Source organism: Brenneria rubrifaciens (genome assembly GCF_005484945.1).
Lineage (GTDB): Bacteria > Pseudomonadota > Gammaproteobacteria > Enterobacterales > Enterobacteriaceae > Brenneria > Brenneria rubrifaciens.
In genome coordinates, this window is sequence record NZ_CP034035.1 from 3,071,562 (window position 1) to 3,096,339 (window position 24,778).

The 24,778-nt window shown below is 53.3% G+C and carries 15 protein-coding genes and 1 pseudogene; 6 read left to right on the plus strand and 10 right to left on the minus strand.

Annotation, left to right across the window (positions count from 1 at the left end):
• Positions 1-47: 47 nt before the first annotated feature.
• Entirely contained in the window at positions 48-1,253 is a 1,206-nt protein-coding gene (locus EH207_RS13950) for an amino acid aminotransferase (protein WP_137714534.1), read from the plus strand.
• A 129-nt stretch (positions 1,254-1,382) separates the two neighbouring features.
• Here EH207_RS13950 and EH207_RS13955 read toward each other — a convergent pair whose 3' ends face one another.
• Positions 1,383-1,802, minus strand: a complete 420-nt coding sequence (locus EH207_RS13955; RefSeq protein ID WP_137714535.1) for a secondary thiamine-phosphate synthase enzyme YjbQ — start codon at positions 1,800-1,802, stop codon at positions 1,383-1,385.
• A gap of 64 nt (positions 1,803-1,866) precedes the next feature.
• Positions 1,867-4,701, minus strand: coding sequence for an excinuclease ABC subunit UvrA (gene uvrA / locus EH207_RS13960; RefSeq protein ID WP_137714536.1), 2,835 nt, complete (start codon positions 4,699-4,701; stop codon positions 1,867-1,869).
• A 327-nt stretch (positions 4,702-5,028) separates the two neighbouring features.
• Here uvrA and ssb1 point away from each other — a divergent pair, with 327 nt between their 5' ends.
• Complete coding sequence (ssb1, locus tag EH207_RS13965) at positions 5,029-5,565, plus strand: single-stranded DNA-binding protein SSB1 (protein WP_137714537.1); 537 nt, start codon at positions 5,029-5,031, stop codon at positions 5,563-5,565.
• Positions 5,566-5,832: 267 nt separating this feature from the next.
• Positions 5,833-6,762 (plus strand): ROK family protein, encoded by a 930-nt coding sequence (locus tag EH207_RS13970; protein WP_137714538.1) that lies wholly within the window; start codon positions 5,833-5,835, stop codon positions 6,760-6,762.
• A 153-nt stretch (positions 6,763-6,915) separates the two neighbouring features.
• Here EH207_RS13970 and yacL read toward each other — a convergent pair whose 3' ends face one another.
• Together yacL and acnB are read right to left on the minus strand one after the other, a co-directional pair.
• Positions 6,916-7,278: a protein YacL gene (yacL, locus tag EH207_RS13975; protein WP_137714539.1), complete on the minus strand. Its 363-nt coding sequence runs from the start codon at positions 7,276-7,278 to the stop codon at positions 6,916-6,918.
• Between the two features lie 193 nt (positions 7,279-7,471).
• Positions 7,472-10,069 carry a bifunctional aconitate hydratase 2/2-methylisocitrate dehydratase gene (gene acnB, locus EH207_RS13980; protein ID WP_137715361.1) on the minus strand — a complete coding sequence of 866 codons (2,598 nt, stop codon included), beginning with the start codon at positions 10,067-10,069 and terminating at the stop codon, positions 7,472-7,474.
• A 397-nt stretch (positions 10,070-10,466) separates the two neighbouring features.
• Between acnB and EH207_RS13985 the strand changes: the two genes are divergently transcribed.
• Entirely contained in the window at positions 10,467-12,092 is a 1,626-nt protein-coding gene (locus tag EH207_RS13985) for a methyl-accepting chemotaxis protein (protein WP_137714540.1), read from the plus strand.
• Positions 12,093-12,157: 65 nt separating this feature from the next.
• On the opposite strand, the gene EH207_RS13990 is transcribed toward EH207_RS13985, so the two are convergent.
• The 3 genes from EH207_RS13990 to EH207_RS14000 form a co-directional block, all read right to left on the minus strand.
• The gene (locus tag EH207_RS13990; RefSeq protein ID WP_137714541.1) at positions 12,158-12,835 is read right to left on the minus strand and encodes an SAM-dependent methyltransferase; all 678 of its coding nucleotides are present in this window, start codon (positions 12,833-12,835) and stop codon (positions 12,158-12,160) included.
• A 64-nt stretch (positions 12,836-12,899) separates the two neighbouring features.
• A complete protein-coding gene (locus EH207_RS13995; RefSeq protein WP_246048890.1) occupies positions 12,900-13,784 on the minus strand; it encodes an alpha/beta hydrolase in 885 nt (294 codons plus the stop codon).
• Positions 13,785-14,052: 268 nt separating this feature from the next.
• Positions 14,053-16,323: a TonB-dependent siderophore receptor gene (locus EH207_RS14000; RefSeq protein WP_137714542.1), complete on the minus strand. Its 2,271-nt coding sequence runs from the start codon at positions 16,321-16,323 to the stop codon at positions 14,053-14,055.
• Between the two features lie 406 nt (positions 16,324-16,729).
• Between EH207_RS14000 and EH207_RS14005 the strand changes: the two genes are divergently transcribed.
• Together EH207_RS14005 and EH207_RS14010 are read left to right on the plus strand one after the other, a co-directional pair.
• A complete protein-coding gene (locus tag EH207_RS14005; RefSeq protein ID WP_246048891.1) occupies positions 16,730-17,713 on the plus strand; it encodes a helix-turn-helix transcriptional regulator in 984 nt (327 codons plus the stop codon).
• Between the two features lie 116 nt (positions 17,714-17,829).
• On the plus strand, positions 17,830-19,158 hold the full coding sequence (locus EH207_RS14010; protein WP_137714544.1) for an MmgE/PrpD family protein: 1,329 nt from the start codon (positions 17,830-17,832) through the stop codon (positions 19,156-19,158).
• Positions 19,159-20,413: 1,255 nt separating this feature from the next.
• Here the strand turns inward: EH207_RS14010 and EH207_RS14015 are convergent.
• From EH207_RS14015 to aceF, 3 genes and pseudogenes are all read right to left on the minus strand, one after another.
• A pseudogene (locus EH207_RS14015) lies at positions 20,414-20,786 on the minus strand (FAD-dependent oxidoreductase); the annotation flags it as partial.
• A 757-nt stretch (positions 20,787-21,543) separates the two neighbouring features.
• Complete coding sequence (gene lpdA / locus EH207_RS14020) at positions 21,544-22,968, minus strand: dihydrolipoyl dehydrogenase (RefSeq protein WP_175413683.1); 1,425 nt, start codon at positions 22,966-22,968, stop codon at positions 21,544-21,546.
• A 219-nt stretch (positions 22,969-23,187) separates the two neighbouring features.
• Positions 23,188-24,771, minus strand: coding sequence for a pyruvate dehydrogenase complex dihydrolipoyllysine-residue acetyltransferase (gene aceF, locus EH207_RS14025; protein ID WP_137714546.1), 1,584 nt, complete (start codon positions 24,769-24,771; stop codon positions 23,188-23,190).
• Positions 24,772-24,778 lie beyond the last annotated feature (7 nt).

Consider the following 24,778-nt stretch of genomic DNA (forward strand, 5'->3'; position numbering starts at 1 on the left):
ACTGTTTGAGTTACCCGATACCCTAACTATTTGCAGGAGAATTAACTGTGTTCCAAAATGTTGATGCCTACGCGGGAGATCCCATCCTGTCACTGATGGAGAAGTTTAAACAGGAGCCGCGCGCGGATAAGGTAAACTTGAGTATCGGGCTGTACTATAACGAGCAAAATCTTATTCCCCAGCTTCGTGCCGTCAGCGCCGCAGAAGACGCGCTGCAACAATTACCCAAGAGTGCAAGTTCTTACCTGCCGATGGAAGGTTTGCAATCTTATCGTATGGCTATTCAGCACCTGCTGTTTGGCGAGGACCATCCGGCGCTGAACGCCAATCGAGTCGCCACCATCCAAACATTGGGCGGTTCCGGCGCGCTGAAAATCGGCGCCGATTTCCTGAAGCGCTACTTCCCGGATTCCGAAGTGTGGGTCAGCGATCCGACCTGGGAAAACCATATCGCCATTTTCTCCGGCGCCGGTTTTAAGGTTCATACCTATCCTTATTTCGATGCCGACAGCCTGGGCGTGAAATTTGACGCCATGCTGTCCGCGCTGCAACAGTTACCCGCACGCAGCATTGTACTGCTGCATCCTTGTTGCCATAACCCGACCGGCTCGGACCTGACCAACGCGCAGTGGGATCGTGTTATTGAAGTGGTGATCGGCCGTGAACTGATTCCGTTTATGGATATCGCCTATCAGGGCTTTGGCGCGGGGATCGCAGAAGATGCCTACGCCATTCGTACTATTGCCAGCGCGGGCGTTCCGGCGTTAATCGCCAACTCGTTTTCCAAAATCTTCTCGCTGTACAGCGAGCGCGTCGGCGGACTGTCCGTCGTTTGTGACGATGCCGACAGCGCCCAGCGCGTCCTGGGGCAGTTGAAAGCCACCGTTCGCCGCAATTACTCTTCTCCCCCGAATTTTGGTGCGCAGGTGGTTTCTGAAGTACTGAACAATGCGGAACTGAGTGCCAACTGGCGCACAGAAGTCGAAGAGATGCGCACGCGCATCATTGAAATGCGTCAGACGCTGGTCGCCGCGCTGAAAGCGGCTTTGCCACACCGTAACTTTGATTATCTGCTGACCCAGCGCGGTATGTTCAGCTACACCGGTTTCAGCGCGGAGCAGGTCGATCGGTTGCGTGAAGAGTTCGGCGTTTACCTGATTGCCAGCGGCCGTATGTGCCTTGCAGGGCTGAACCACGGTAACGTTCAACGCGTTGCGGCGGCTTTCGCCGCCATTCAGTCACCGCGGATGTGATATCTGAAAGCCACCGGACTTAGCTGACTGACACTGTGTAACAGATTAGGAGGTTGGTTAATCCGGTGGCGCTTCTAATAGGACTTCAGCTCAATACGTGGCAAATGAGTACTCATTTATGGGTCACCGCTATTCACCCTGAATAGTAACAATCAGCGTCCTGCTCCCCCCATGATTACGGTGCTCACATAAATAAATGCCCTGCCAAACACCGATATTCAATCGTCCACCCGTGATTGGCAGAGTCAGGCTATTACCCAGCAAGCTTGCTTTCAAATGCGCGGGCATATCGTCGCTGCCTTCGTATACATGGCGATAATAGGGTTCATCCTCCGGTACAAGATGATTAAAGAAACGTTCGAAATCCTGCCGCACGGTAGGATCGGCATTCTCATTTATCGTTAGCGCCGCCGAGGTATGCTGAATGAAAACATGCATCAGCCCAACATTGACCTGCCGTAACGCCGCCGCCTGCGCCAGCACTTCATCGGTAATCAGATGAAACCCTCTGGCTTTCGGCTTAAGACGGATTTCATATTGTACCCACATCGCAAAACCTCTATCGGTTCATCTTACGACAATAGCCATAACCGCCTCACCGCATCTGCGGTGATCACGCTTTGCGCGCCAGAATCGGTTTCAGAAAACGCCCCGTATGCGATTTTTCACATTCGGCAACGGTTTCCGGCGTGCCGGCAACCAGAATCTCTCCCCCTCCGCTACCGCCTTCCGGCCCCAGGTCGACGATCCAGTCGGCGGTTTTTATCACATCAAGGTTGTGCTCAATCACGACAATGGTATTTCCCTGATCGCGCAACTGATGCAAAACCGCCAGCAATTGCTGAATATCGGCAAAATGCAGGCCCGTCGTCGGCTCATCAAGAATGTAGAGCGTCTGCCCGGTACCGCGTTTCGACAGTTCGCGGGCCAGTTTCACACGCTGCGCTTCACCGCCGGATAACGTGGTTGCCGACTGCCCCAGACGAATATACGACAGGCCAACGTCTATCAGCGTTTGCAGCTTACGGGCCAGCGCGGGTATTGCATCAAAGAACTGGCGGGCCTCTTCGATGGTCATATCCAGCACTTCGTGGATACCTTTGCTTTTGTACTTGATTTCCAGCGTTTCGCGGTTATAGCGCTTGCCTTTGCACTGATCGCAAGGCACATAAATGTCCGGCAGAAAATGCATTTCCACTTTGATCACGCCGTCACCCTGACAGGCTTCACAGCGTCCGCCGCGAACGTTAAAACTGAAACGGCCGGGGTTATAGCCACGGGAGCGCGCTTCCGGCACGCCGGCGAACAGCTCGCGGATCGGCGTGAAAATACCGGTATAGGTCGCCGGGTTGGAGCGTGGCGTGCGCCCAATCGGGCTCTGATCGATGTCAATGACCTTGTCGAAATGCTCCAGCCCCTGAATCTCACGGTATGCCTCCGGCTCCGCCAGCGTTGCGCCGTTTAGCTGACGCTGCGCCAGCGGGAACAACGTATCATTGATCAGGGTGGATTTCCCCGATCCCGACACGCCAGTCACGCAGGTGAACAGCCCGACGGGTAAAGTCAGCGTCACATCTTTGAGGTTATTGCCTTTCGCGCCAATCAGCTTTAGCACTTTGGTCGGATCAGCCGGAACGCGATGTTCCGGCACGTCAATTTTGCGTTTGCCGCTCAGAAACTGCCCGGTCAGCGAATCAGGCACCGCCATAATCTGCGCCATCGTGCCTTCGGCGACAATTCGACCGCCGTGCACCCCCGCCCCCGGACCGATATCAATCACATGGTCGGCGGCCCGAATCGCATCCTCATCATGCTCGACCACAATCACGGTATTACCCAGGTTACGCAGATGAATCAGGGTTTCCAGCAAACGCTCGTTATCACGCTGATGCAAACCGATGGACGGTTCATCCAGCACATACATCACCCCCACCAACCCCGCCCCAATCTGGCTTGCCAGACGAATACGCTGCGCCTCGCCGCCGGACAGGGTTTCCGCCGAACGCGACAGCGACAGGTAATTAAGCCCGACATTGACCAGAAATCTCAGGCGATCGCCGATTTCTTTCAACACTTTCTCCGCAATCTGCGCACGCTGCCCGCTGAGCTTCATATTCTGGAAGAAACTCATCGCATGGCCGATGCTCATATCGGAAATCTGCGGCAACGTGGTCTGTTCGACAAACACATGGCGCGCTTCTTCACGCAGACGCGTACCGCCACAACTGGCGCAGGAACGATTGCTGATAAATTTCGCCAGATCTTCCCGCACCGCGCTGGACTCCGTCTCTTTATAACGGCGCTCCATATTGTGCAGGACGCCCTCGAACGGATGGCGGCGCACCGAGGTATCGCCGCGATCATTGATATATTTAAACTCGATATTTTCTTTGCCTGAACCATACAGAATCAGCTTCTGGACGGAGGCGCTCAGGCTTTCAAACGGCGCGTCCACATCAAATTTGTAATGATCGGCCAGCGAACGCAGCATCTGGAAATAATAGAAGTTACGACGATCCCAGCCGCGGATTGCCCCCCCCGACAGCGACAGTTCCCCATTCTGCACCACGCGCGCCGGATCGAAAAATTGCTGCACCCCCAGGCCGTCGCAGCTCGGACAAGCCCCGGCGGGGTTATTGAACGAAAACATACGCGGTTCCAGCTCATGCATGCTGTAGCCGCAGACCGGACAGGCGAAGTTGGCTGAAAACAGCAGTTCCGGCGTCGTCGGGTCATCCATGTCCGCCACCACCGCACTGCCGCCGGAAAGTTCCAGCGCCGTCTCAAACGACTCCGCCAGACGCTGAGCCAAATCGTCACGGACTTTGAAACGATCAACCACCACTTCAATGGTATGCTTTTTCTGTAACTCCAGTTTCGGCGGATCGGACAGATCGCATACTTCACCGTCGATGCGCGCGCGGATATATCCTTGCGTCGCCAGATTCTCCAGCGTCTTGGTGTGCTCGCCTTTACGATCTTTCACAATCGGCGCCAGCAGCATCAGGCGTTTACCCTCGGGCTGCGCCAGTACGTTGTCCACCATCTGGCTGACCGTCTGGGCATCCAGCGGCACATCGTGCTCAGGACAACGCGGCTCACCCACGCGCGCAAACAACAAGCGCAGATAGTCATGAATTTCGGTGATCGTCCCCACTGTTGAGCGTGGGTTATGGGAAGTGGACTTCTGCTCAATGGAGATGGCGGGAGAGAGCCCTTCGATATGATCGACGTCCGGTTTTTCCATCAGCGACAAGAACTGACGCGCATAAGCGGAAAGTGACTCGACGTAGCGCCGCTGCCCTTCGGCATACAATGTGTCAAACGCCAGCGACGACTTGCCTGAACCGGACAGCCCGGTGATCACAATCAGCTTGTCGCGGGGGATGATCAGATTGACATTCTTAAGATTATGAGTACGGGCACCACGAACTTCGATCTTATCCATTCACACACTTCCCGGAATAAAGACTGTTTTTGCGTCATCTCGCTGACGGAGACAACGGGTACGAAACGTGCAATTATGGCACAAAAAAAACGTCAGGAACGTTTTTTAACGTCGCCGTCGACGGCTCCACAAACGTGGTAGGCAGGGCAAGCCTATCATCAAAAACACTGAATAGATATACAGCATTCAAGACAATTCCTTTGCAAGTGTTGCAAACGTTTCCTACATTTTTGATCGCGTTACGCAGGTATGACAGATACTTTTCCCATGTTAAGATTGTTCGTTTAGACTTAAAATAAATCTATTGATTCATCAGGAGACACGAGCATGGCCAGCAGAGGCGTTAATAAAGTGATTCTTGTCGGACATCTGGGGCAGGACCCGGAAGTTCGCTATATGCCGAATGGTGGTGCAGTTGCCAACATCACACTGGCCACGTCCGAAAGCTGGCGTGACAAACAAACCGGCGAGCAGAAAGAGAAAACCGAATGGCACCGCGTCGTCCTGTTCGGCAAGCTGGCTGAAGTGGCGGGCGAATACCTGCGCAAAGGCTCTCAGGTGTATATTGAAGGTTCACTGCAAACCCGCAAATGGACCGATCAGGCGGGTGCGGATCGCTACACCACCGAAGTCGTGGTCAACATCGGCGGCACCATGCAAATGCTGGGCGGGCGTCAGGGCGGCGGCGGTGCGCCTGCAAGCGGCGGCCAGCAGCAAGGCGGTTGGGGACAACCTCAGCAGCCACAGGGCGGCGCCTCATTCAGCGGCGGCGCTCAGCCACAGCCGTCACGTCCTGCGCAGAATAACGCGCCGGCGCAAAGCAATGAGCCACCAATGGACTTTGATGACGACATTCCGTTTTAGGATTTACCTAAAGCTTTTTAGTAAAAAAATATATAAGCCCCCGTTATTACGGGGGTTTTTTATTGATAAAACAATAGATTATTAGCATACATTGTTTCAGTATCGTGTCTTTGGATAGTGAATCAGGCGTTCCAACACGGCAAGCGAATTTCCCCCCTGCAAGCGCTGCCCGCTTCCTTAACAAATATCTGTGGGTTTAGTTAACTAAAATAAGTAGACTATTTACGAAACAGGTGTGCCGTCAGGTTTTGAGCAGGAACGATAAGCATGTTAAGTCTGGGTATTGATATCGGTGGGTCGAAAATAGAAGCCGTCGCGCTGAATCCCCGCGGCGAGGTCGTGTACAAACAGCGCTACCCCACGGAAAAGCAAAGCTACGCCGCGTTCTTTGACCTGCTGTGCCACGTTATCGACGAGGCTCGTCAGGCACTGCCAACGCCCTTTAGCCTGGGGATCTGCCTACCGGGAACCGTCGAGTCCGGCAACGGCGAAATCAAAAACTCCAATATTCTGGTCATCAACCAGCAGCCGCTGCCCGCCATGCTTGAAACATACTACCGGCAGCCGATCGCCATCAGTAATGACGCGAACTGTTTCACGCTGTCGGAAGCCATAGACGGAGCGGGAAAAGGATACGATACCGTGTTTGGCGTGATCCTCGGCACTGGCTGCGGCGGCGGCATTGCCATTCATCAGCAGGTGCTCGACGGGCGCAACCGTTCGGCCGGTGAATGGGGACATAACGACCTGCCGCGCTATGCCCCGGAACGGGACGGCCCTGCCGTTACCTGTTACTGCGGGCAAGTTAATTGTATTGAATCCTTTATTTCCGGTACGGGGTTATCACAACGCTACAACCAACGCTATAACTGTACGCTGACAGCCAAAGCTATTCTGGACGCCGTTGACAGGGGGGATAGCGACGCCTGCACGCACTTTGCACTGTTTCAGGATCAACTGGCTCGTTCACTGGCGGGCGTAGTCAATCTGCTCGATCCCGATGTCATCGTGATTGGCGGCGGGCTGTCAAATCGTAGCCTGTTGTATCGGGGACTGGAGACGCAGGTCGCCCGCTATGTTTTCAGCAATACCTTTACCACCCCTATTCTTCAGGCGGAGCATGGAGACAGCAGCGGCGTTCGCGGCGCAGCCTGGCTTGGACAGAACAAGAAGAGGGCATCGGCCGTCGCCGATTAACAAAAGATCGTCTCTGACCGGGACGGCGGCATTGGATTTTACCGAGGATAATTAATTTATCATTCCTGATGGGTACAGCAGAACGCCCCTCATCTGGGAAGGAGAGGAATTTTCGAGCCTGTCCACGTTGCTAAGTCATCGCCAAACTCGATATTAGTACTGCTGCACAAACTCGCGGTATTTCGCCACTAGCCTGAGAAAGTCCTCCAACCCACAAAGAGACAGGCTTTCTTCATCATAGTAGCTCATGCCTTCCTCCATTTCATCTACCGTGAATTCAAGCTGATTCGCCTGAATCATCACCTCCTCTTCGTCCAGCAGCAGCGTGTATTCGTGCCCGACTTTACGCCACTGGCGCTCACTCCCCGTGACTAAACGGGCCGCGTCTTCCACCTCATCGAGCAGCGCCAACTGGCCTTTTACTTCTTCATTTAACCAATGACCAATCGCTTCATGTCCCATCGACACACGTACAATCACCTGGCCGGTAACGTCCCGCAAGAATTCATAGTCCATGATGTCATCCTCAGTAATATGAATGTAATGAGTGTAACGGCCATCCCGCCTCACCGCAGTGACAACCCGCAAAGTTGACGGTGAAAAATCGCCGGGCGCGATTTTCAATGTCGCCCGCGGCGTTCCGAAGGGTGGCGCCCGTCATAAAAAAGGGAGGCACAGTGGCCTCCCCGAAGAGATGGACTATAGCGATTTATACGGTGGTCTGGAAGATCACCCCATCCGCTTTTTCCGTATATTGACCCAGACGATCAAAATTCAGGTAGCGGTAGGTGTCCTGCGCCGTTTCATCGACCTGATCCATATAGATCCGGTACTCTTCCGGCGTCGGCAGACGGCCCAGCAGCGACGCGACGGCCGCCAATTCCGCGGAAGCCAGATAAACATTGGCGCCGGTTCCTAAACGGTTCGGGAAATTACGCGTGGAGGTGGAAACCACCGTCGCACCGTCGGCCACTCGCGCCTGATTTCCCATACAGAGCGAACAGCCAGGGATTTCTATCCGCGCGCCGCTCTTGCCGAACACGCTATAGTAGCCTTCTTCCGTCAGTTGAGCCGCGTCCATTTTAGTCGGCGGCGCCACCCACAGACGCGTGGGCAGTTGGCCCTTGTGACTGTCCAGCAGTTTACCCGCCGCCCGGAAATGACCGATGTTGGTCATACAGGAACCAATAAAGACCTCATCGATCTTTGCGCCCTGCACGTCAGACAGCCAGCGCGCATCGTCCGGATCGTTTGGCGCGCACAGGATCGGCTCTTTGATTTCTGCCAGATCGATATCAATCACCGCCGCATATTCCGCATCGGCATCCGCTTCCAGCAGTTGCGGATCGGCCAGCCATTTTTCCATGCCTTGAATACGGCGCTCCAGCGTACGGCGATCGCCGTAGCCTTCCGAGATCATCCATTTGAGCAGAACGATGTTGGAATTCAGGTACTCAACGATCGGCGCTTTATCCAGCTTGATGGTGCAGCCCGCGGCGGAACGTTCCGCCGAGGCGTCCGTCAATTCAAACGCCTGCTCCACTTTCAGATCCGGCAAGCCTTCGATTTCCAGAATACGACCGGAGAAAATGTTTTTCTTCCCTTTTTTCTCTACGGTCAGCAGACCTTGCCTGATGGCGTACAGCGGAATGGCATGCACCAGATCGCGCAGCGTAATGCCCGGCTGCATTTTGCCCTTGAAACGAACCAGCACGGACTCCGGCATATCCAGCGGCATCACCCCCGTTGCGGCGGCGAAAGCCACCAGCCCCGATCCCGCCGGGAAAGAAATACCAATGGGGAAACGGGTATGGGAATCACCGCCGGTTCCCACGGTATCCGGCAGCAGCATACGATTCAGCCAGGAATGGATAACGCCATCGCCCGGACGCAGGGAAACCCCGCCGCGGTTCATAATGAAATCAGGCAGGGTGTGGTGCGTGGTCACATCAACCGGCTTCGGATACGCTGCCGTATGGCAGAAAGACTGCATCACCAGATCGGCGGAGAAGCCCAGACAAGCGAGATCTTTCAGCTCATCGCGAGTCATCGGCCCGGTGGTGTCCTGCGACCCGACTGAGGTCATTTTCGGCTCGCAGTATTCGTTGGGACGAATACCGGCAACACCGCAGGCGCGACCAACCATTTTCTGAGCCAGCGAGAAGCCTTTGGCGCTGGCCGCCACCGCTTTAGAAATACGGAAGACGTCGCTGTGCGGCCGTCCCAGAGATTCACGGGCTTTGGCGGTCAGTCCACGGCCAATGATCAGCGGGATACGTCCGCCCGCGCGCACTTCATCCAGCAGTACGTCGGTTTTCAGTTCAAACCTGGCCAGCACGTCATGGGTGTCATGGCGACAAACTTCCCCTTTGTATGGGTAGATATCAATCACATCCCCCATATTCAGGTCGCTGACGTCCACCTCGATCGGTAGCGCGCCGGCATCCTCCATGGTGTTGAAGAAAATGGGCGCAATTTTACCGCCCAGCACTACGCCGCCGCCGCGTTTGTTAGGCACAAAGGGAATGTCGTCCCCCATGAACCACAGCACGGAGTTGGTGGCGGACTTACGTGAAGATCCGGTGCCGACCACATCCCCTACGTAAGCCAGCGGAAAGCCTTTTTTATTCAGTTCTTCTATTTGTTTGATTGGACCAACCACGCCCGGCTGATCGGGCTCAATGCCTTCGCGGGCGTTTTTTAGCATCGCCAGCGCATGCAGAGGAATGTCCGGGCGCGACCAGGCGTCTGGCGCAGGCGACAAGTCATCGGTATTGGTTTCGCCGGTCACTTTAAATACGGTTACGGTAATCTTTTCCGCCAGCTCAGGGCGGGACAGGAACCACTCGGCATCCGCCCAGGATTGGATAACCTGTTTGGCATAATCGTTGCCGGCTTTTGCCTTCTCTTCCACATCATAAAAGTTGTCGAACATCAGTAAGGTGTGAGACAACGCTTTGGCGGCAATCGGCGCCAGCGCGCCACTATCCAGCGCGTCAATCAACGGGTGGATGTTGTAACCCCCCTGCATGGTGCCCAGCAGTTCAACGGCTTTCTCCTGTGTTACCAGGGGAGAAGCGGTTTCACCTTTTGCAACGGCAGCCAAAAAACCCGCCTTTACGTACGCGGCTTCATCAACGCCAGGGGGAACGCGGTTGGCTAACAGATCCAGTAAAACATCTTTTTCGCCTGCGGGTGGGTTCTTTAGTGACTCAACCAGCGCTGCCATTTGCGTCGCATCTAACGGCTTGGGAACAATTCCCAGTGCAGCCCGGTCGGCTACGTGCTTACGATATTCTTCTAGCACGACTTTATCCTCGCTCTCATTGTCTTCGTTATGCCCGGCGCTCTTGTTTCCGCTCTTGATGTCCATGCCTGGATGTAAGCGTGTGGAGGTAAGGTAGTAGAGTGTCCGGCCCAGCCTCGTCAGCATATCAGGATTTGAATCGATTGTTAATTTGTTCACATAATAGCAACATTAATGTTTTTTTAACCGGTTCAAAAACACGGCACGATCATTGCCGACGATGAGCAGAATAACATTGTTAGGCACAGATCCTCCCACAACTTTCTGGCTTTGGTGAATCAAGGATCGCACGGCATACATTAGCGCCATGCTCATAATAAATCAGTATGCAAATAATTTCTCTGGTTGCCGATAGGCTATTAATAGTTAGGACAATATTGACACATCGGGAGTCGTTATGTCTTTTTTGCGGAATATCACCATCAGAAAAGTGTTATTGATTATTCTCAGCCTTTTTCTGCTGTTATGGGGTGGCGTCTCATGGTTCACACTGTCATCACTTAATCAGGCGACGCATTTCCTGACTATCGGCAATACGCAGATCGACGGGTTGAATACGTTGACCGACGGCAATAATCAGGCGTTACGCGCGGCAATCCGTCTCAATCAGGCCATGACGCTGATGCAGAGCGGAAAACTGGATGACATTGACGTCACGGTGTCATCCGCCGTCAATGCCTTGAAGACCAGCCAGGACAACTATGAGAAATTCAAGCAACAGCCCCATCCGCAGATCGATCGGCAGGTCGTGGATAACGTGACAACGACCTGGGGCAAACTGCTCGAACAGGGATTACAGCCCATGCTGGCGACGCTGCAAGAAAAACGCTTTGCCGAGTACCGCCGTTTATTCCGTGATGATTTTCAGTCTTTGAACGAAGCCTTTATTGCCGAGCTTAACCGTTATCAGGCGTTGTCAGCAGATAATCATACGCTTCAGCAAATCTATAAACTGGTCGACTGGTGTAAAAAGATCCTGATTGCCGCCATGACCGCGGGCGCGATTATCCTGCTGCTGACCGATCGTTATCTGGCGAGCTACGTGGTCAAACCCCTGGCGTTGATTAAGTCACATTTCCGCACGCTGGCCGATGGACGGCTCGATCGCTCCCTGGAAGAGTTTGGCCGCAACGACGCGGGTCAGTTGATCCCTTATCTAAAAGAAATGCAGGAAAGCCTGAAATCAACAGTCTCCACCATCCGTGACAGCGCCCATTCCATTTATCAGGGAACCGCGGAGATCAGCGCCGGTAATAACGATCTCTCCTCCCGCACGGAACAGCAGGCCTCGGCGTTGCAACAAACGGCCGCCAGCATGGAAGAGTTGGGTATCACGGTAAAACATAACGCCGATAATGTGCATCAGGCCACGAGACTGGCGGAGAATGCCGCCACAGTCGCCAAACAAGGCTGGGAAATGGAGCGCGAACTGGGTGTCATGATGCAGAGTATCGCCACCAGCTCGCACAAAATCACCGAAATCACGAGCATGATCAATAGCATTGCCTTCCAGACCAATATTCTGGCGCTAAACGCCGCCGTGGAAGCGGCGCGTGCCGGAGAACAAGGACGGGGTTTCGCCGTTGTCGCGGGTGAAGTGCGTAACCTGGCGCAAAAAAGCGCTCAGGCCGCGAAAGAAATCGAGGGTCTGATTGCCGAATCCGTTGACCGTGTCGACGCCGGCTCTAAACAAGTGGTGCGAACCGGCGAGGTGATGGACAGCGTGATTACCTCTATTCAGCAGGTGAACGACCTGATGGCGGAGATTGCATCAGCTTCCGACGAACAGGCACAGGGAATCAATCAGGTCAGCCAGGCGGTTACGGAGATGGACAGCGTCACACAGCAGAATGCCGCACTGGTGGAACAATCCGCCGCCGCCGCCGCATCGCTCGAAGAGCAGGCTCATCAACTCACCCAGGCGGCGGCAATATTCCACCTGGATCAGGACGAGCGTCAGGAAGAGAGCAATACGCCCACGCAGCCTATTCCGCGATTATCGATGCTCGGAACGACATCCTGAGTATTGAAAATCCTTGAGGCGGTGGTGCGCTTTTCGTCACCATCGCATTCACCGAGCCGCGCTCATTACCGTTTCCGCGCCACCAAATCAATTAAGGCCGACGGGCCGCAATGACGCTGCCCTTCATCCAGCACGGCGTCATAAGAACGTAAATGAAGAATGTCCAACTCGCCAAACGCATTCTGTAGCAACGATTCGCTGTAAAGATGTTCAATGGCGGAAGGGCCGCCGGTCGCGTAACCCAGTTGTTCCTCCCTATAGCCATGCAATATCACTAACCCGCCTGGATTCAACGCCGCGCACATTCCAGAGAAAATTTTCCGGCGTAGCGCCGGACCAGCGAACTGGATAAAGATGCCGACAACCGCATCAAAACGGGCGTTCCGCCAATCCCATTCGCCCAGATCGGCACATACCGTGATCAGATTTACGCTGCGCGCTGCCGCCAGCGCTTTGGCCTTTTGTTGTCCTACGGGAGAAACGTCTACCGACACAACATCCAATCCTTGTTCAGCCAGCCAGACACCGTTACGTCCTTCACCATCAGCCACAGCCAATACGCGCATTCCAGGACGAAACCGATGCGCTTGTGAAACCAGAAACGCATTAGGCGCCGTGCCATAAACATAATCTCCCGTGGCATAGCGCTGGTTCCAGAAGTTATCATCCCACAAGCCGTTATCACGACCGACCGCATCACATGCCGACAATGCGTTGCCCGATAGTTTATCGTTTTCAGCCATCAATACCTCCAGACGCTCTACTCAGCGTATCGTAAACGGGATATCAAAAACTTTTTCTGAGATCTTATAGACCATTTCCGGCAGGCGCCTGCCGGAAATGGTCGCGCAACGCGTGTTGCAAAGCAAATAACGGAGCCGATTGATGCGACTGTTCAGGATAAATATCCAGCGTAACACATAAATTCGGCGAACCTTTCCGCAACGCCCACGCCAGTTCCCTGATCCCGTCGACCATTCGCCGTTGAAGACGATGCTGGCGCAGCGCGAGACGCTGTACGCCGGGTAAATTCAATTCCCAGGGGGCCAGAGACTGTTCATACTCTCCCACCGACAGCGCCAGATTGACTGGTGAAATCGTTTGCGGCACAGCGTTTGCCGGAAAAAATTCGGCTTGCTGAATAAGGTAGCCCCCATTCCACCAGACCGACGGGCTGGCGGCATAAAAATGCTGAAAACCGTTCGGCGAAGTCAACAGTGTATCGACAGTAAACAGACCGCCATAAGAATGACCAAATAACGCGTCACGCTGAGGGTCAACCGAATATATCCGTGCAATAAACGGCTTTAGTTCGTCCTGAATAAAACGACGAAATCCGGTCGCGTTCCCTGCCATACCGGACGGATAATACCCGCCTTGCGGGTCCGCTTCCGGCACGATGCGCTCCACGGCAGGACGGTAGTCCCGCTCACGCCGGGTCGGGCCATCGTAATCAATCGCCACAATAATACCCTGCCCCATGCCGCAACGCGGATTCCCTAACGCCCCCAGCAATGACACCGCGACCGGGAAATAACGTTCGCCGTCTAACAGATAAATAATCGGCCACCCCTGCGGCGGCGGCGCAATATCAGGACAAAAAGACAGCAGGCGGTAGCGGCCGCAATCGGCCGAGTCAAACCACTCATCACGCGTATTCTGTAGCGGGTACACACCTCCTCCCTTACTCATCGACGTTACCTGCCAAACAAAAAAACGCCGGGCGCGTTTTCCAACGTTGCGCAGCAACGGTCCGCAGGACGAACCCCATGGAGGGGGTAAGTCAAAAAAACGCCGGGCGCGTTTTTTTGACAACGTTCAACGTTGGCCCGACAGGGATGAGCGCCCAAAAAATCCGCTGGAGTAAACGCCCCGCACCGGAAACCATAACGCGATCCCCCTGATCATGTCTCATTTCCAGCCGTCACCAACGCGCGGCGCTCCGGCTGAACATGGCCGCTTAAAAGCGGGTATTCAGACTAACAAAAAAGGTTCTGCCCGGCTCGTTGTAGGTGGCGGCGCCCGCGCCCGCGCCATTGTTATTAAGGCTTTGCGCATTGCCGGCGCGGAACTGACGCTTATCGAACAGGTTATCCACCCCGGCCGTTACACTGGCATACTTGTTGACGTCATAAGTCCCGCTCAGGCCAAAGACGGCATAGGGGGGGACTTCATGCCGATCATTGCCTGTCGTGGGGGTTCCCTGATAATTGTATTTTTTCGGCTTCTGACGCCCGTACCAGGTCATGTCGGCCAGGAAGGAAACGCTGTGGGTTGCCTGCCAACCCACAGCGGAATTCAGGGTGAATTCCGGCGTGACCGACAACCGGTCGCCGGTGGTTTTATTTTCCGAACGCAGCATCCAGGTTAAATTATTGTTCCAGGTGATATCTTCCGTCACAGGGATTTTCAGCGTACCTTCCAGCCCTTCCACCAGCGCCTTGGGCACATTTTCCCACTGATAGATATTAGAGTCGGCATAACTTCCGGTTCCACCGACCGCATTCCCTATCGAATTGACACCCGACTCAATCTTATTGCGATAATCATTATGGAAATAGGTCACGCCCGCCTGATAGCCGTTGCGGTGAAATTCAACGCCAATTTCCTTATTGATACTGGTTTCCGCTTTCAGATCGTCATTCCCCATCAAGTAGCAGGAACCGCCGCCATAACACCCATTGCCACGGCTATACAACAGATAGTTGGGATTCAACTGATAGAGATTCGGAGCTTTATACGCCCGGGCAACCCCCATTTTTAAGGTGAAATCTTCGCCCAGGGCCTGGGAAAGATTCAGCGACGGGCTCCAGTTGTTGCCGACGATACTGTGATGATCGTAACGTAACGCCGGCGTCAGCATCGTGCTATCGGTCATTTCGATATTATCTTCTACGAAGACGGATGCGATGCGGGCCGAAATCTTGTCACTGCGTTTAGTATCGCCGATCGTGCCGATGCTGCCGCCCTCAGCGGTCGTTTGCGTATTGGACGCCGGATCATTCATCTTCTGTTCGACCCACTCCGCCCCCACGGTGGCCGTCTGGTTAAACAGCGTCTCAAACGGAATATTCACCTCGCTATGAGCCGTATAAGCGTCCAGCTTAATCGTGGTGTACTCATCTCCCGTCGGACGGCCTGCTGGCCCACCGGACAACGCCTCAAAAATGCGGGTATTGTGGGTGTTTTCATACTGGACGTAAGAACGCGCGCTGACGCCGCTGTCCCAATAGCCACGATGTGCGACGGTAAAGTTCTGCCGGTACATGCGGTTGGTATCCAGACCATATTTATCCAGCGACATGGCATTACTGTTATTGTTTTCAGTGTCCCCAGCGTAAATATTACCTTGACGGCTGACGCCCGCTTCAATTTCCAGCGTCTGATGCGGCATAAACGCCCAGTGCAGCAGACCGTTGATATCCTTGTTGCGCACCCCCTCCCTACCTGCGGGAACCGTCGTTGCGCTGGAATTCAATTGATGACCGTCATTGATATCCCAGGCATCGGCCTGCGTTTTATTGATATTACCGAACAAACGGAAACTCAGATTATCGGTCAGCCCCCCCATCAGGCTGAAATCGGTACGTTTCGTCGCCCCTTCAGACTTATGCTCCGGCATATTCATATAGGTATTCCAGGTGCCGTGCAGTTCCTGGGTTGGCTGTTTGGTAATAATGTTAACCACCCCGCCCGCCGCGCCGTTGCCATAACGCGCTGCCGCCGGGCCGCGCAGCACTTCGATCCGCTCCACCATATCGGCCGGCACCCAGTTGGTGTCGCCGCGGGTGTCGCGTTCGCCGCGCCAGCCATAGCGCACCGCATTGCGGCTGGAGACAGGTTTACCGTCCACCAGAATCAGGGTATTTTCCGGCCCCATACCACGCAGATCGATCTGGCGGTTATTTCCACGGGAGCCGCTGTTTGAGTTGCCAGAGAGGTTCACCCCCGGCATGGTACGAATCAGCTCTGACAGATCGTTAGCTGGGGGACGTTTACTGATATCTTCCGCGGTAATCACCGACACCCCCGGAGCCTGCCGGGTCTGCTCGGCTGCGGTAATCACTATCGTATCATCTGATGCCTTACGATTTTCGGCCTGATGATGAACCTGTGCGGCAGGTTCATCAGATGTTGCCGTCACCGTTTGAGCAACGGTCAAAAAAGAGGTCATCCCACAGCTAGCGCCAATGAGCATCGCCAGATAACGGCGTTGTGATGGTAATTTCATCAAAATCATCCTGCCCTGTAATAGATCGATAAGTCTTGTGAATAAACGTTCCCGTCGCCGTCACGGACACCGCCACACCTAACGGCAACCAGAAAAAAGTGCTCGATAGCGACAGGGAGAAAACGGGAAGGAAAGCATCACGTGTTGATCTCAGGGCGCATTAGCGCCAACCGCGAATCGTTATAATCATTAGCCCCTCTTCTCCGCTTTGCCGAAAATGGAGAATGCACATGATCAACTCAGCGCGACTCCTCAACGAAAAATGCTATTGAGAAGTATTTGCATTACCATTTTGGCGCAGTCATTGTTACATTTGTGATTCGGGATGAGGTTTGCACTAACAGCAAATTGTTTTGCCAAAACATCAAAATGGCGGGGAATAACCAGACACCACAAGGGGAGAATCATGCTACATGATATTCCATCGTCGAAATCCATCTATAAAAATCACATTGTTGAGCAATCCAGCCTGCTAACGAATGACTATCGTCTGCTCGGTCCCAAATGGGGGGATGATAAGCCCGTACTCTTTGGCAGTTTCAGCGTTATTGCGTTGAATCAGCATGTGACGTTACATACCGCCGACGTTATCAACCTGCATAATATGAAAACTCAGGGCATGCTTAATGGTGCGATAAAACTCGCCATCGTGGTGAATGGCACGGCGCATGTGACATTTGGTGAACAACACTTCCATCTGGGGGAACATCAGCCCGCCTCACTGGTCATGCTGACCGAACCTACCTTTTTTACGCGCGTTGGTAAGCGTGATGAATATGAGCGCACTATTTCACTGACCTTCAGCCGCGAATGGCTATACGGTAACCTGCTGGATAGCGTCAGTGACTGGCGGACAATCTATGACTTTACCCAGACACACCTCGCCACCCACCTGTGGACGCCCTCCCGCCAGGCGCTGGCGATTGCTATGCAAATCTTGAACTCGGAACCCTGTAAAACACCGCTCCAGCGTCTTTATCTTGAAACCCAGTGCATGAGTCTGATTATTGAAGCCTTCACCTCCCTGACGGCCAGCGCGGTACAGGAAAAAACCAATGGCGTTACGCTGCGGGGATTCCACCGTATTCAGCAGGTCAGAGACATGCTGGAAAGCGGAACGGCCGACCAGCTTTCAATGCGCGAGATTGCCAAAAGTTTCAATATGAGTGAAAGCACGCTGCAACGTCATTTTCGTCAGACATTCAACATGACGGTATTTGAATACCTGCGTAACTGCCGTTTACAGCGCGCCATGCTAGCTTTGAAAAAAGACGGCGTCGGTATCGCGCAGGCGGCGAGTATTGCGGGATATAACAGCCCGGCCAACTTTGCCACCGCCCTGCGGCGCGCATTTGGTATTACACCGGGACAGTTAAAAGGTCGTTTCTGAACCTGATTTAGAAGGTTTTATAACTAAAAGAAATAATTCATTCCATTTAGTTATTAATCCCTTGTCAATAGAGCACAGTAGATTAAGACATCCTTGTTGCCGATTTACTGCCGCTTATGACTAACCAGACTGACTTGACCCCCCCCCTTGCCCAGTTTATTTCACACAGTTCACCTAGCAAGGCGGCGATAGATGCCGCGCGCCTCGGGGTAACCGATTTTGTCGCCACGGCCCTGCCCATTACCCAGGGCGCCATCGCCGATAGCGGTTTGCCGCCGCTGAAACAGGTTTTCAATGGTACGGACAGCCTGACGAATAGCTTGATTCTGGGTTATGTTGGCCATGCGCTGGACTTTGATGATTATCACCCGGCGTTTCGCGGTCACCCCAGCACGGTGATCCTGCCAGCGCTGTTTGCGCTGGCAGCGGAAAATCCGCAAATCACCGAAGATACCTTTTTGACTGCCTATGTCATCGGCGTCGAAGTCGCCGGCAGAATCGGTCTGGCCTGCGGGCCTCGCCATTACAGTCTGGGCTACCACAACACCGCCACGTTGGGCGCTGTTGCGGCGGCGGCGGCGGCGGCACGTCTGCTAGAGACATCTGTTGAACAGACAAAAAATATCCTCGGTCTGGCGGCTACACAGGCGGCAGGTTTACGCGCTCAGTTTGGTTCAGCGGTAAAACCGCTACATGCAGGACTCGCGGCCAGAGCTGGCGTCACAGCGGTCAAGCTGGGGCAGGCCGGTTTTAATGGCAATACCGGGCAGGTTATCGAGGCTTTTCTGGCCGCACATGGCGACCAAAAGCAGCAACCATCGTTACTGACCGAGTCCTGGGGAACACCGTGGCGCATCCTTTCCCCTGGTCTGGAATTCAAACGCTACCCGACCTGCGGCGGCACACATAGTGCGGCGGAAGCCGCTTTCGCTCTGAGAGCACAGTGGGCAGCGCAAAACAATACCGGCGCATCGATTGCCGACAGTGTAGAAAGCATCACCGTCGCCTTCCCGCCCGGCGGCGATATTGCCCCTTTTATCCGCAAAGCGGCCACCGGCGTAGAAGCGCGTTTTAGTCTGGAATATGTGATTGCCGCGGCGCTGCTGGAAGGCGAACTCAAACTTACGCGTTTTGCGGAAGGTGCGGCGGACCCACTGATTCTGACATTGGCTGATAAGGTTACGCGCATAACAGACCACACCGCGCCGCCGGACGAACTTGACCCGGATGCCCGTTTCCATGAAGTCACACTCTATCTACGCGACGGCTCAACCCTCACCAGGCGAGTGACTCGTCGGGAAACAGCGGCCAAACCCACTGATCTTCGCGCTAAGCTGCATCAGACCCTCGGCATGTTACCGCATCTTAACAGCGAACACATTGCCGACCGCTGCGCGTTGAAAAAGGAAGGCGATCTGCACTATCTGATCACGCTATTGATTTAACCAGGACATTACCGTATTCGGTATAAAGAAATTGGCGCAGCGTACACGTGAATCCCATGTACGGGTACTGCGCCAACAGGGATGAGATCGCTATCAAGTGTAATAAATCAGAAAGCGATACCTAAGCCTCACGCGCCGGTTAGCAAAGGCGTTCACAGATTCTACTGTCACACCTCAGCACCTTGGCATCAGGCTTCGCGCAAACCCAGGTATAAGCGAACACTGAGGATTGAAGAGCTAACAGCAATGCCGAGGCCGCTGCACCCTTAATTGCATAGTTTCTGAGTTTTTCCATGTTTGAATCATCCTTGTTGTTGAGACTGCTTATGTGATTGATACCGCTAATTAAGTTACATTTGTCGCGTTGCAGTTACATTACATTACATTACAAAATGAAAAATATATAATAGGGTATTCATATCTACTTACATCGTTAACGGCTTTGATAGGCGGCAAACAATTCCAGGTGATGAGAATAAAACGCGTAAAGCAGCAATCACCGTTACTGACTGTGTTCTAGGGAACACCGTAACACCATCATTTCCCTGATCTTGAATTCAAACGCTATACGCGACGGCTCAACCCTCACCAGACGAGTGACTCGTCAGGAAATAGCGACCAAACACACTAATCTTCGCGCTAAGCGGCATCATACGCTCGGCGTGTTACCGCATCTTAACAGCGAACACATTGCCGACCGCTGCGCGTTGAAAAAATGAAGGCGATCTGCACTATCTGATCACGCTATTGATTTAACCAGGACATTGCCGTATTCGGTATAAAAAAATTGGCGCAGCGTACACGTGAATCCCATGTACGGGTACTGCGCCAATAGGGATGAGATCGCTCTCAAGTGTAATAAATCAGAAAGCGATACCTAACCCAATTTAAACACCGGTGGTTCGCAAAGTTGTTCACAGACATAACGGTCACACTTTGCCATCTTGGCACCAGGCGGTGCGCAAACGTATTTAACAGCGAACGCTGAGGATTGAAGAGCTAACAGCAGTGCTGAGGCCGCTACACCCTTAATTGCATAGTTTCTGAGTTTTTCCATGTTTAAATCATCCTTGTTGTTGAGACTGCTTATGTGATTGAGACCGCTAATTAAGTTACATTTATCGCGTTGCAGTTGCATTAAATTAAATTACAAAATGAAAAATATATAATAGGACATTCATATCTACTTACATCGTTACCGGCTTTGATAGGCGGCAAACAATTCCAGGTGATGAGAATAAAACGCGTAAAGCAGCCATAAAAGTTTGGTCATACCGTCCCGCGCAATCGGACGCGATAGCCCGGCCAGACGCTGCCCACGGGAAGATCGCCGTCTCGTAGCTGATCTCTTTCGCTTCTTTCTCGGTCAGACCGACCCACGCAACCTCTGGCTCGGTATACGCAATAGACGGAGTGACTTTCGGATCGAAGTAGTGTTTCTTGCCCGCGATAACTTCGGCGGCGACATGACCTTCATGCACGCCTTTGTGAGCCAGCATGGACTGACCGACGATATCGCCGATAGAATAAATGTGCGGCATGTTGGTGCGCAGTTGCTTGTCAACACGGATAAAACCGCGATCGTCCACTTCAACGCCGGCCTGACCCGCATCCACCAGTTTACCGTTCTAGTCTAGGCGAAGGCTCAACCCTCAAGGCGAGTGACTCGTCAGGAAACTGCGGCCAAAACCACCGATCTTCGCGCTAAGCGGTATCATACGCTCGGCGTGTTGCCGCATCTTAACAGCGAACACTTTGCCGACTGCTGCGCGTTAAAAAAAAGGAAGGCGATCTGCACTATCTGATCACGCTATTGATTTAACCCGGACATTGCCGTATTCGGTGTAAAGAAATTGGCGCAGCGTACATGTGAATCCGATGTATGGGTACTGCGCCAATAGGGATGAGATCGCTCTCAAGTGTAATAAATCAGAAATCGATACCTAAGACTTACGCGCCCGTTAGCAAGGGACTTCACAGATTATAGGGCCACACAATGCCATCTTGGCATCAGGCGGTGCGCAAACCCAGGTAATAGCGAACGCCGAGGATTGAAGAGCTAAAAACAGTGCTGAGGTCGCTACACCTTTAATTGCATAGTTTCTGAGTTTTTCCATGTTTAAATCATCCTTATTGTTGAGACTGCTTATATGATTGATACCGCTGATTAAGTTACATTTATCGCGTTGCAGTTCCATTACATTAGATTACAAATTGAAAAATATATAATAGGATATTCATATCTACTTACATCATTAACGTCTCCGATAGGCGGCAAACAATTTCAGGTGATGAGAATAAAACGCGTAAAGCAGCCATAAAAAATGCCAGCCACCTAAGTGACCAGCATAACTTTTATATCCCTATAGCCTCTTCAGCGAAAGATTACTTTTTCTTCGCTTTCGGATTCGGCAGATCGGTAATGCTGCCTTCGAAAATTTCAGCCGCCAGACCAACAGACTCATGCAGCGTCGGGTGGGCATGGATAGTCAGCGCAATATCTTCCGCGTCACAACCCATCTCGATCGCCAGACCGATTTCACCTAATAGCTCACCGCCGTTAGTACCGACAATCGCGCCACCGATAATGCGGTGCGTCTCTTTATCGAAAATCAGTTTGGTCATACCGTCCGCGCAATCGGACGCGATAGCGCGGCCAGACGCCGCCCACGGGAAGATCGCCGTCTCGTAGCTGATCCCTTTCTCTTTCGCTTCTTTCTCGGTCAGACCGACCCACGCAACCTCTGGCTCGGTATACGCTATAGAAGGAATGACTTTCGGATCGAAGTAGTGTTTCTTGCCCGCGATAACTTCGGCCGCGACGTGACCTTCATGCACGCCTTTGTGAGCCAGCATGGGCTGACCGACGATATCGCCGATAGAATAAATGTGCGGCACGTTGGTGCGTAGTTGCTTGTCAACGCGGATAAAACCGCGATCGTCCACTTCAACGCCGGCCTGACCCGCATCCACCAGTTTACCGTTCGGTACACGACCGATAGCAACCAGCACCGCATCGTAACGTTGAGGTTCTTTCGGCGCATTTTTGCCTTCCATCGTCACGTAGATACCGTCTTCTTTGGCTTCTACCGCAGTCACCTTAGTTTCCAGCATCAGCGTGAACTGCTGGCTGATACGTTTAGTGAACACTTTAACGATGTCTTTATCCGCAGCCGGGATCACCTGATCGAACATTTCAACCACGTCGATCTGTGAGCCCAGCGCATGGTAAACGGTGCCCATTTCCAGACCAATGATACCGCCGCCCATGATTAGCAGACGTTCAGGGACGAATTTCAGCTCCAACGCATCGGTGGAATCCCATACGCGCGGGTCATCATGCGGTATAAACGGCAGTTGGATCGGGCGTGAACCCGCCGCGATGATTGCGTTATCAAAATTGATCGTCGTTTTACCGCTTTCACCGTCAACCACCAGCGTGTTCGCGCCGGTGAATTTGCCCAGACCATTAACGACTTTAACCTTGCGGGCTTTCGCCATACCCGCCAGACCGCCGGTCAGTTGCTTAATAACTTTCTCTTTCCACGAGCGAATTTTATCAATATCGGTTTTCGGTTCGCCGAACACAATGCCGTGCTCTGCCAGCGCTTTCGCTTCTTCAATCACTTTAGCGACGTGCAGCAAAGCTTTAGAAGGGATACAACCTACATTCAGACATACCCCACCCAACGTGGAGTAACGCTCTACCAATACGGTGTCCAAGCCCAAATCCGCGCAGCGGAACGCTGCGGAATAACCTGCCGGGCCGGCCCCCAGTATCACTACCTGAGCTTTAATTTCAGTACTCATCATGACCTCTTAATTAATTTCCGGCGGGTCTGTGACGTCATTGTTATTGAGTCTTAACGCCCTCTTCCACCGGGACGTGTCCTGGCCGCGGTAGTTTGCAAAATCGTTAACAATTTTGAAACAACAAGCGACTAACGATTTGTCCTTAATCACTGATAGCTATGGCAAACAAACGACAGCTTACCAGAAAAAAGCCGGCCGTCAGGCCGGCTTTTTCGATTACATCACCAGACGGCGAATGTCAGACAACATGTTATTGATGATGGTAATGAAGCGTGCACCATCCGCACCGTCAATGACACGATGGTCGAACGACAGAGAAAGCGGCAGCATCAGACGCGGCGTAAACTCTTTACCGTTCCAGACCGGCTCGGTGGATGATTTAGACACGCCCAGAATCGCGACTTCCGGCGCATTCACGATAGGCGTGAACGCCGTCGTACCCAAACCGCCCAGGCTGGAGATGGTGAAGCAGCCGCCCTGCATATCGCCGGCGGTCAGCTTGCCGGCACGCGCTTTCTTGGAAACTTCCATCAGTTCACGAGACAGCTCGATGATGCCTTTCTTGTTCACATCGCGGAACACCGGAACCACCAGACCGTTAGGCGTATCAACCGCCACACCGACATTGATGTATTTCTTCAGCGTCAGTTTCTGCGCATCTTCAGACAGAGAACTGTTGAAACGCGGCATTTGCTCCAGCGCATAGGCAACGGCTTTCATGATGAAGACAACCGGGGTGATCTTCACCTCCAGCTTTTTCTTCTCGGCTTCTACGTTCTGCTGTTTACGGAACGCTTCCAGATCGGTGATATCCGCTTTGTCGAAGTGTGTAACGTGCGGGATCATCACCCAGTTACGGCTCAGGTTGGCGCCGGAGATTTTCTGGATACGGCCCAGTTCGATCTCTTCAATCTCACCGAACTTGCTGAAGTCCACTTTCGGCCACGGCAACATACCGGGCAAACCGCCGCCGGTAGAAGTGGACGCGGACTCAGCGCGTTTCACCGCCTCTTTGACGTAAGCCTGAACGTCTTCGCGCAGGATACGACCTTTACGGCCGGAGCCCTTCACTTTTGCCAGATTCACACCGAATTCACGAGCCAGACGGCGGATAAGCGGCGTCGCGTGAACATAGGCGTCATTCTCGGCGAATTCACCCTTGCTTTCCGCTTTCGCAGCAGGCGCCGCGGCTTTTTCTTCTTTCTTGGCCGGAGCAGCCGTTTCTTGCTTGGCCGCCGGAGCCGCGGCAGGGGCGGCGCCTTCAACTTCAAACACCATGATCAGCGAGCCGGTTTTCACTTTGTCGCCAGTGCTGACTTTTATCTCTTTCACTTTACCGGCGAACGGCGCAGGCACTTCCATGGAAGCTTTGTCGCCTTCTACGGTAATCAGAGACTGCTCGGCTTCAACGCTGTCGCCGACTTTAACCAGCACCTCGGTCACTTCCACTTCGTCAGCGCCGATGTCCGGCACTTCAACCTCTTTGCTGGCGCTGGCAGCAGCGGCCGGTTTCGCCTCGTCTTTCTTCCCTTCTTCAGCCTGAACGGGCGCCGCTTCGGCTGCACCGTCGGCGGAATCGAAAATCATAATCAGTTTGCCGGTTTCCACTTTGTCACCGACTGCGACTTTGATCTCTTTTACTACACCGGCCTGCGGAGAAGGCACTTCCATAGAAGCCTTATCGCCTTCTACGGTTATCAGCGACTGTTCAGCTTCAACTTTATCGCCCACCTTCACCATCACTTCGGTGACTTCAACTTCATCTGCACCGATGTCCGGTACGTTGATTTCGATAGCCATGAATCTT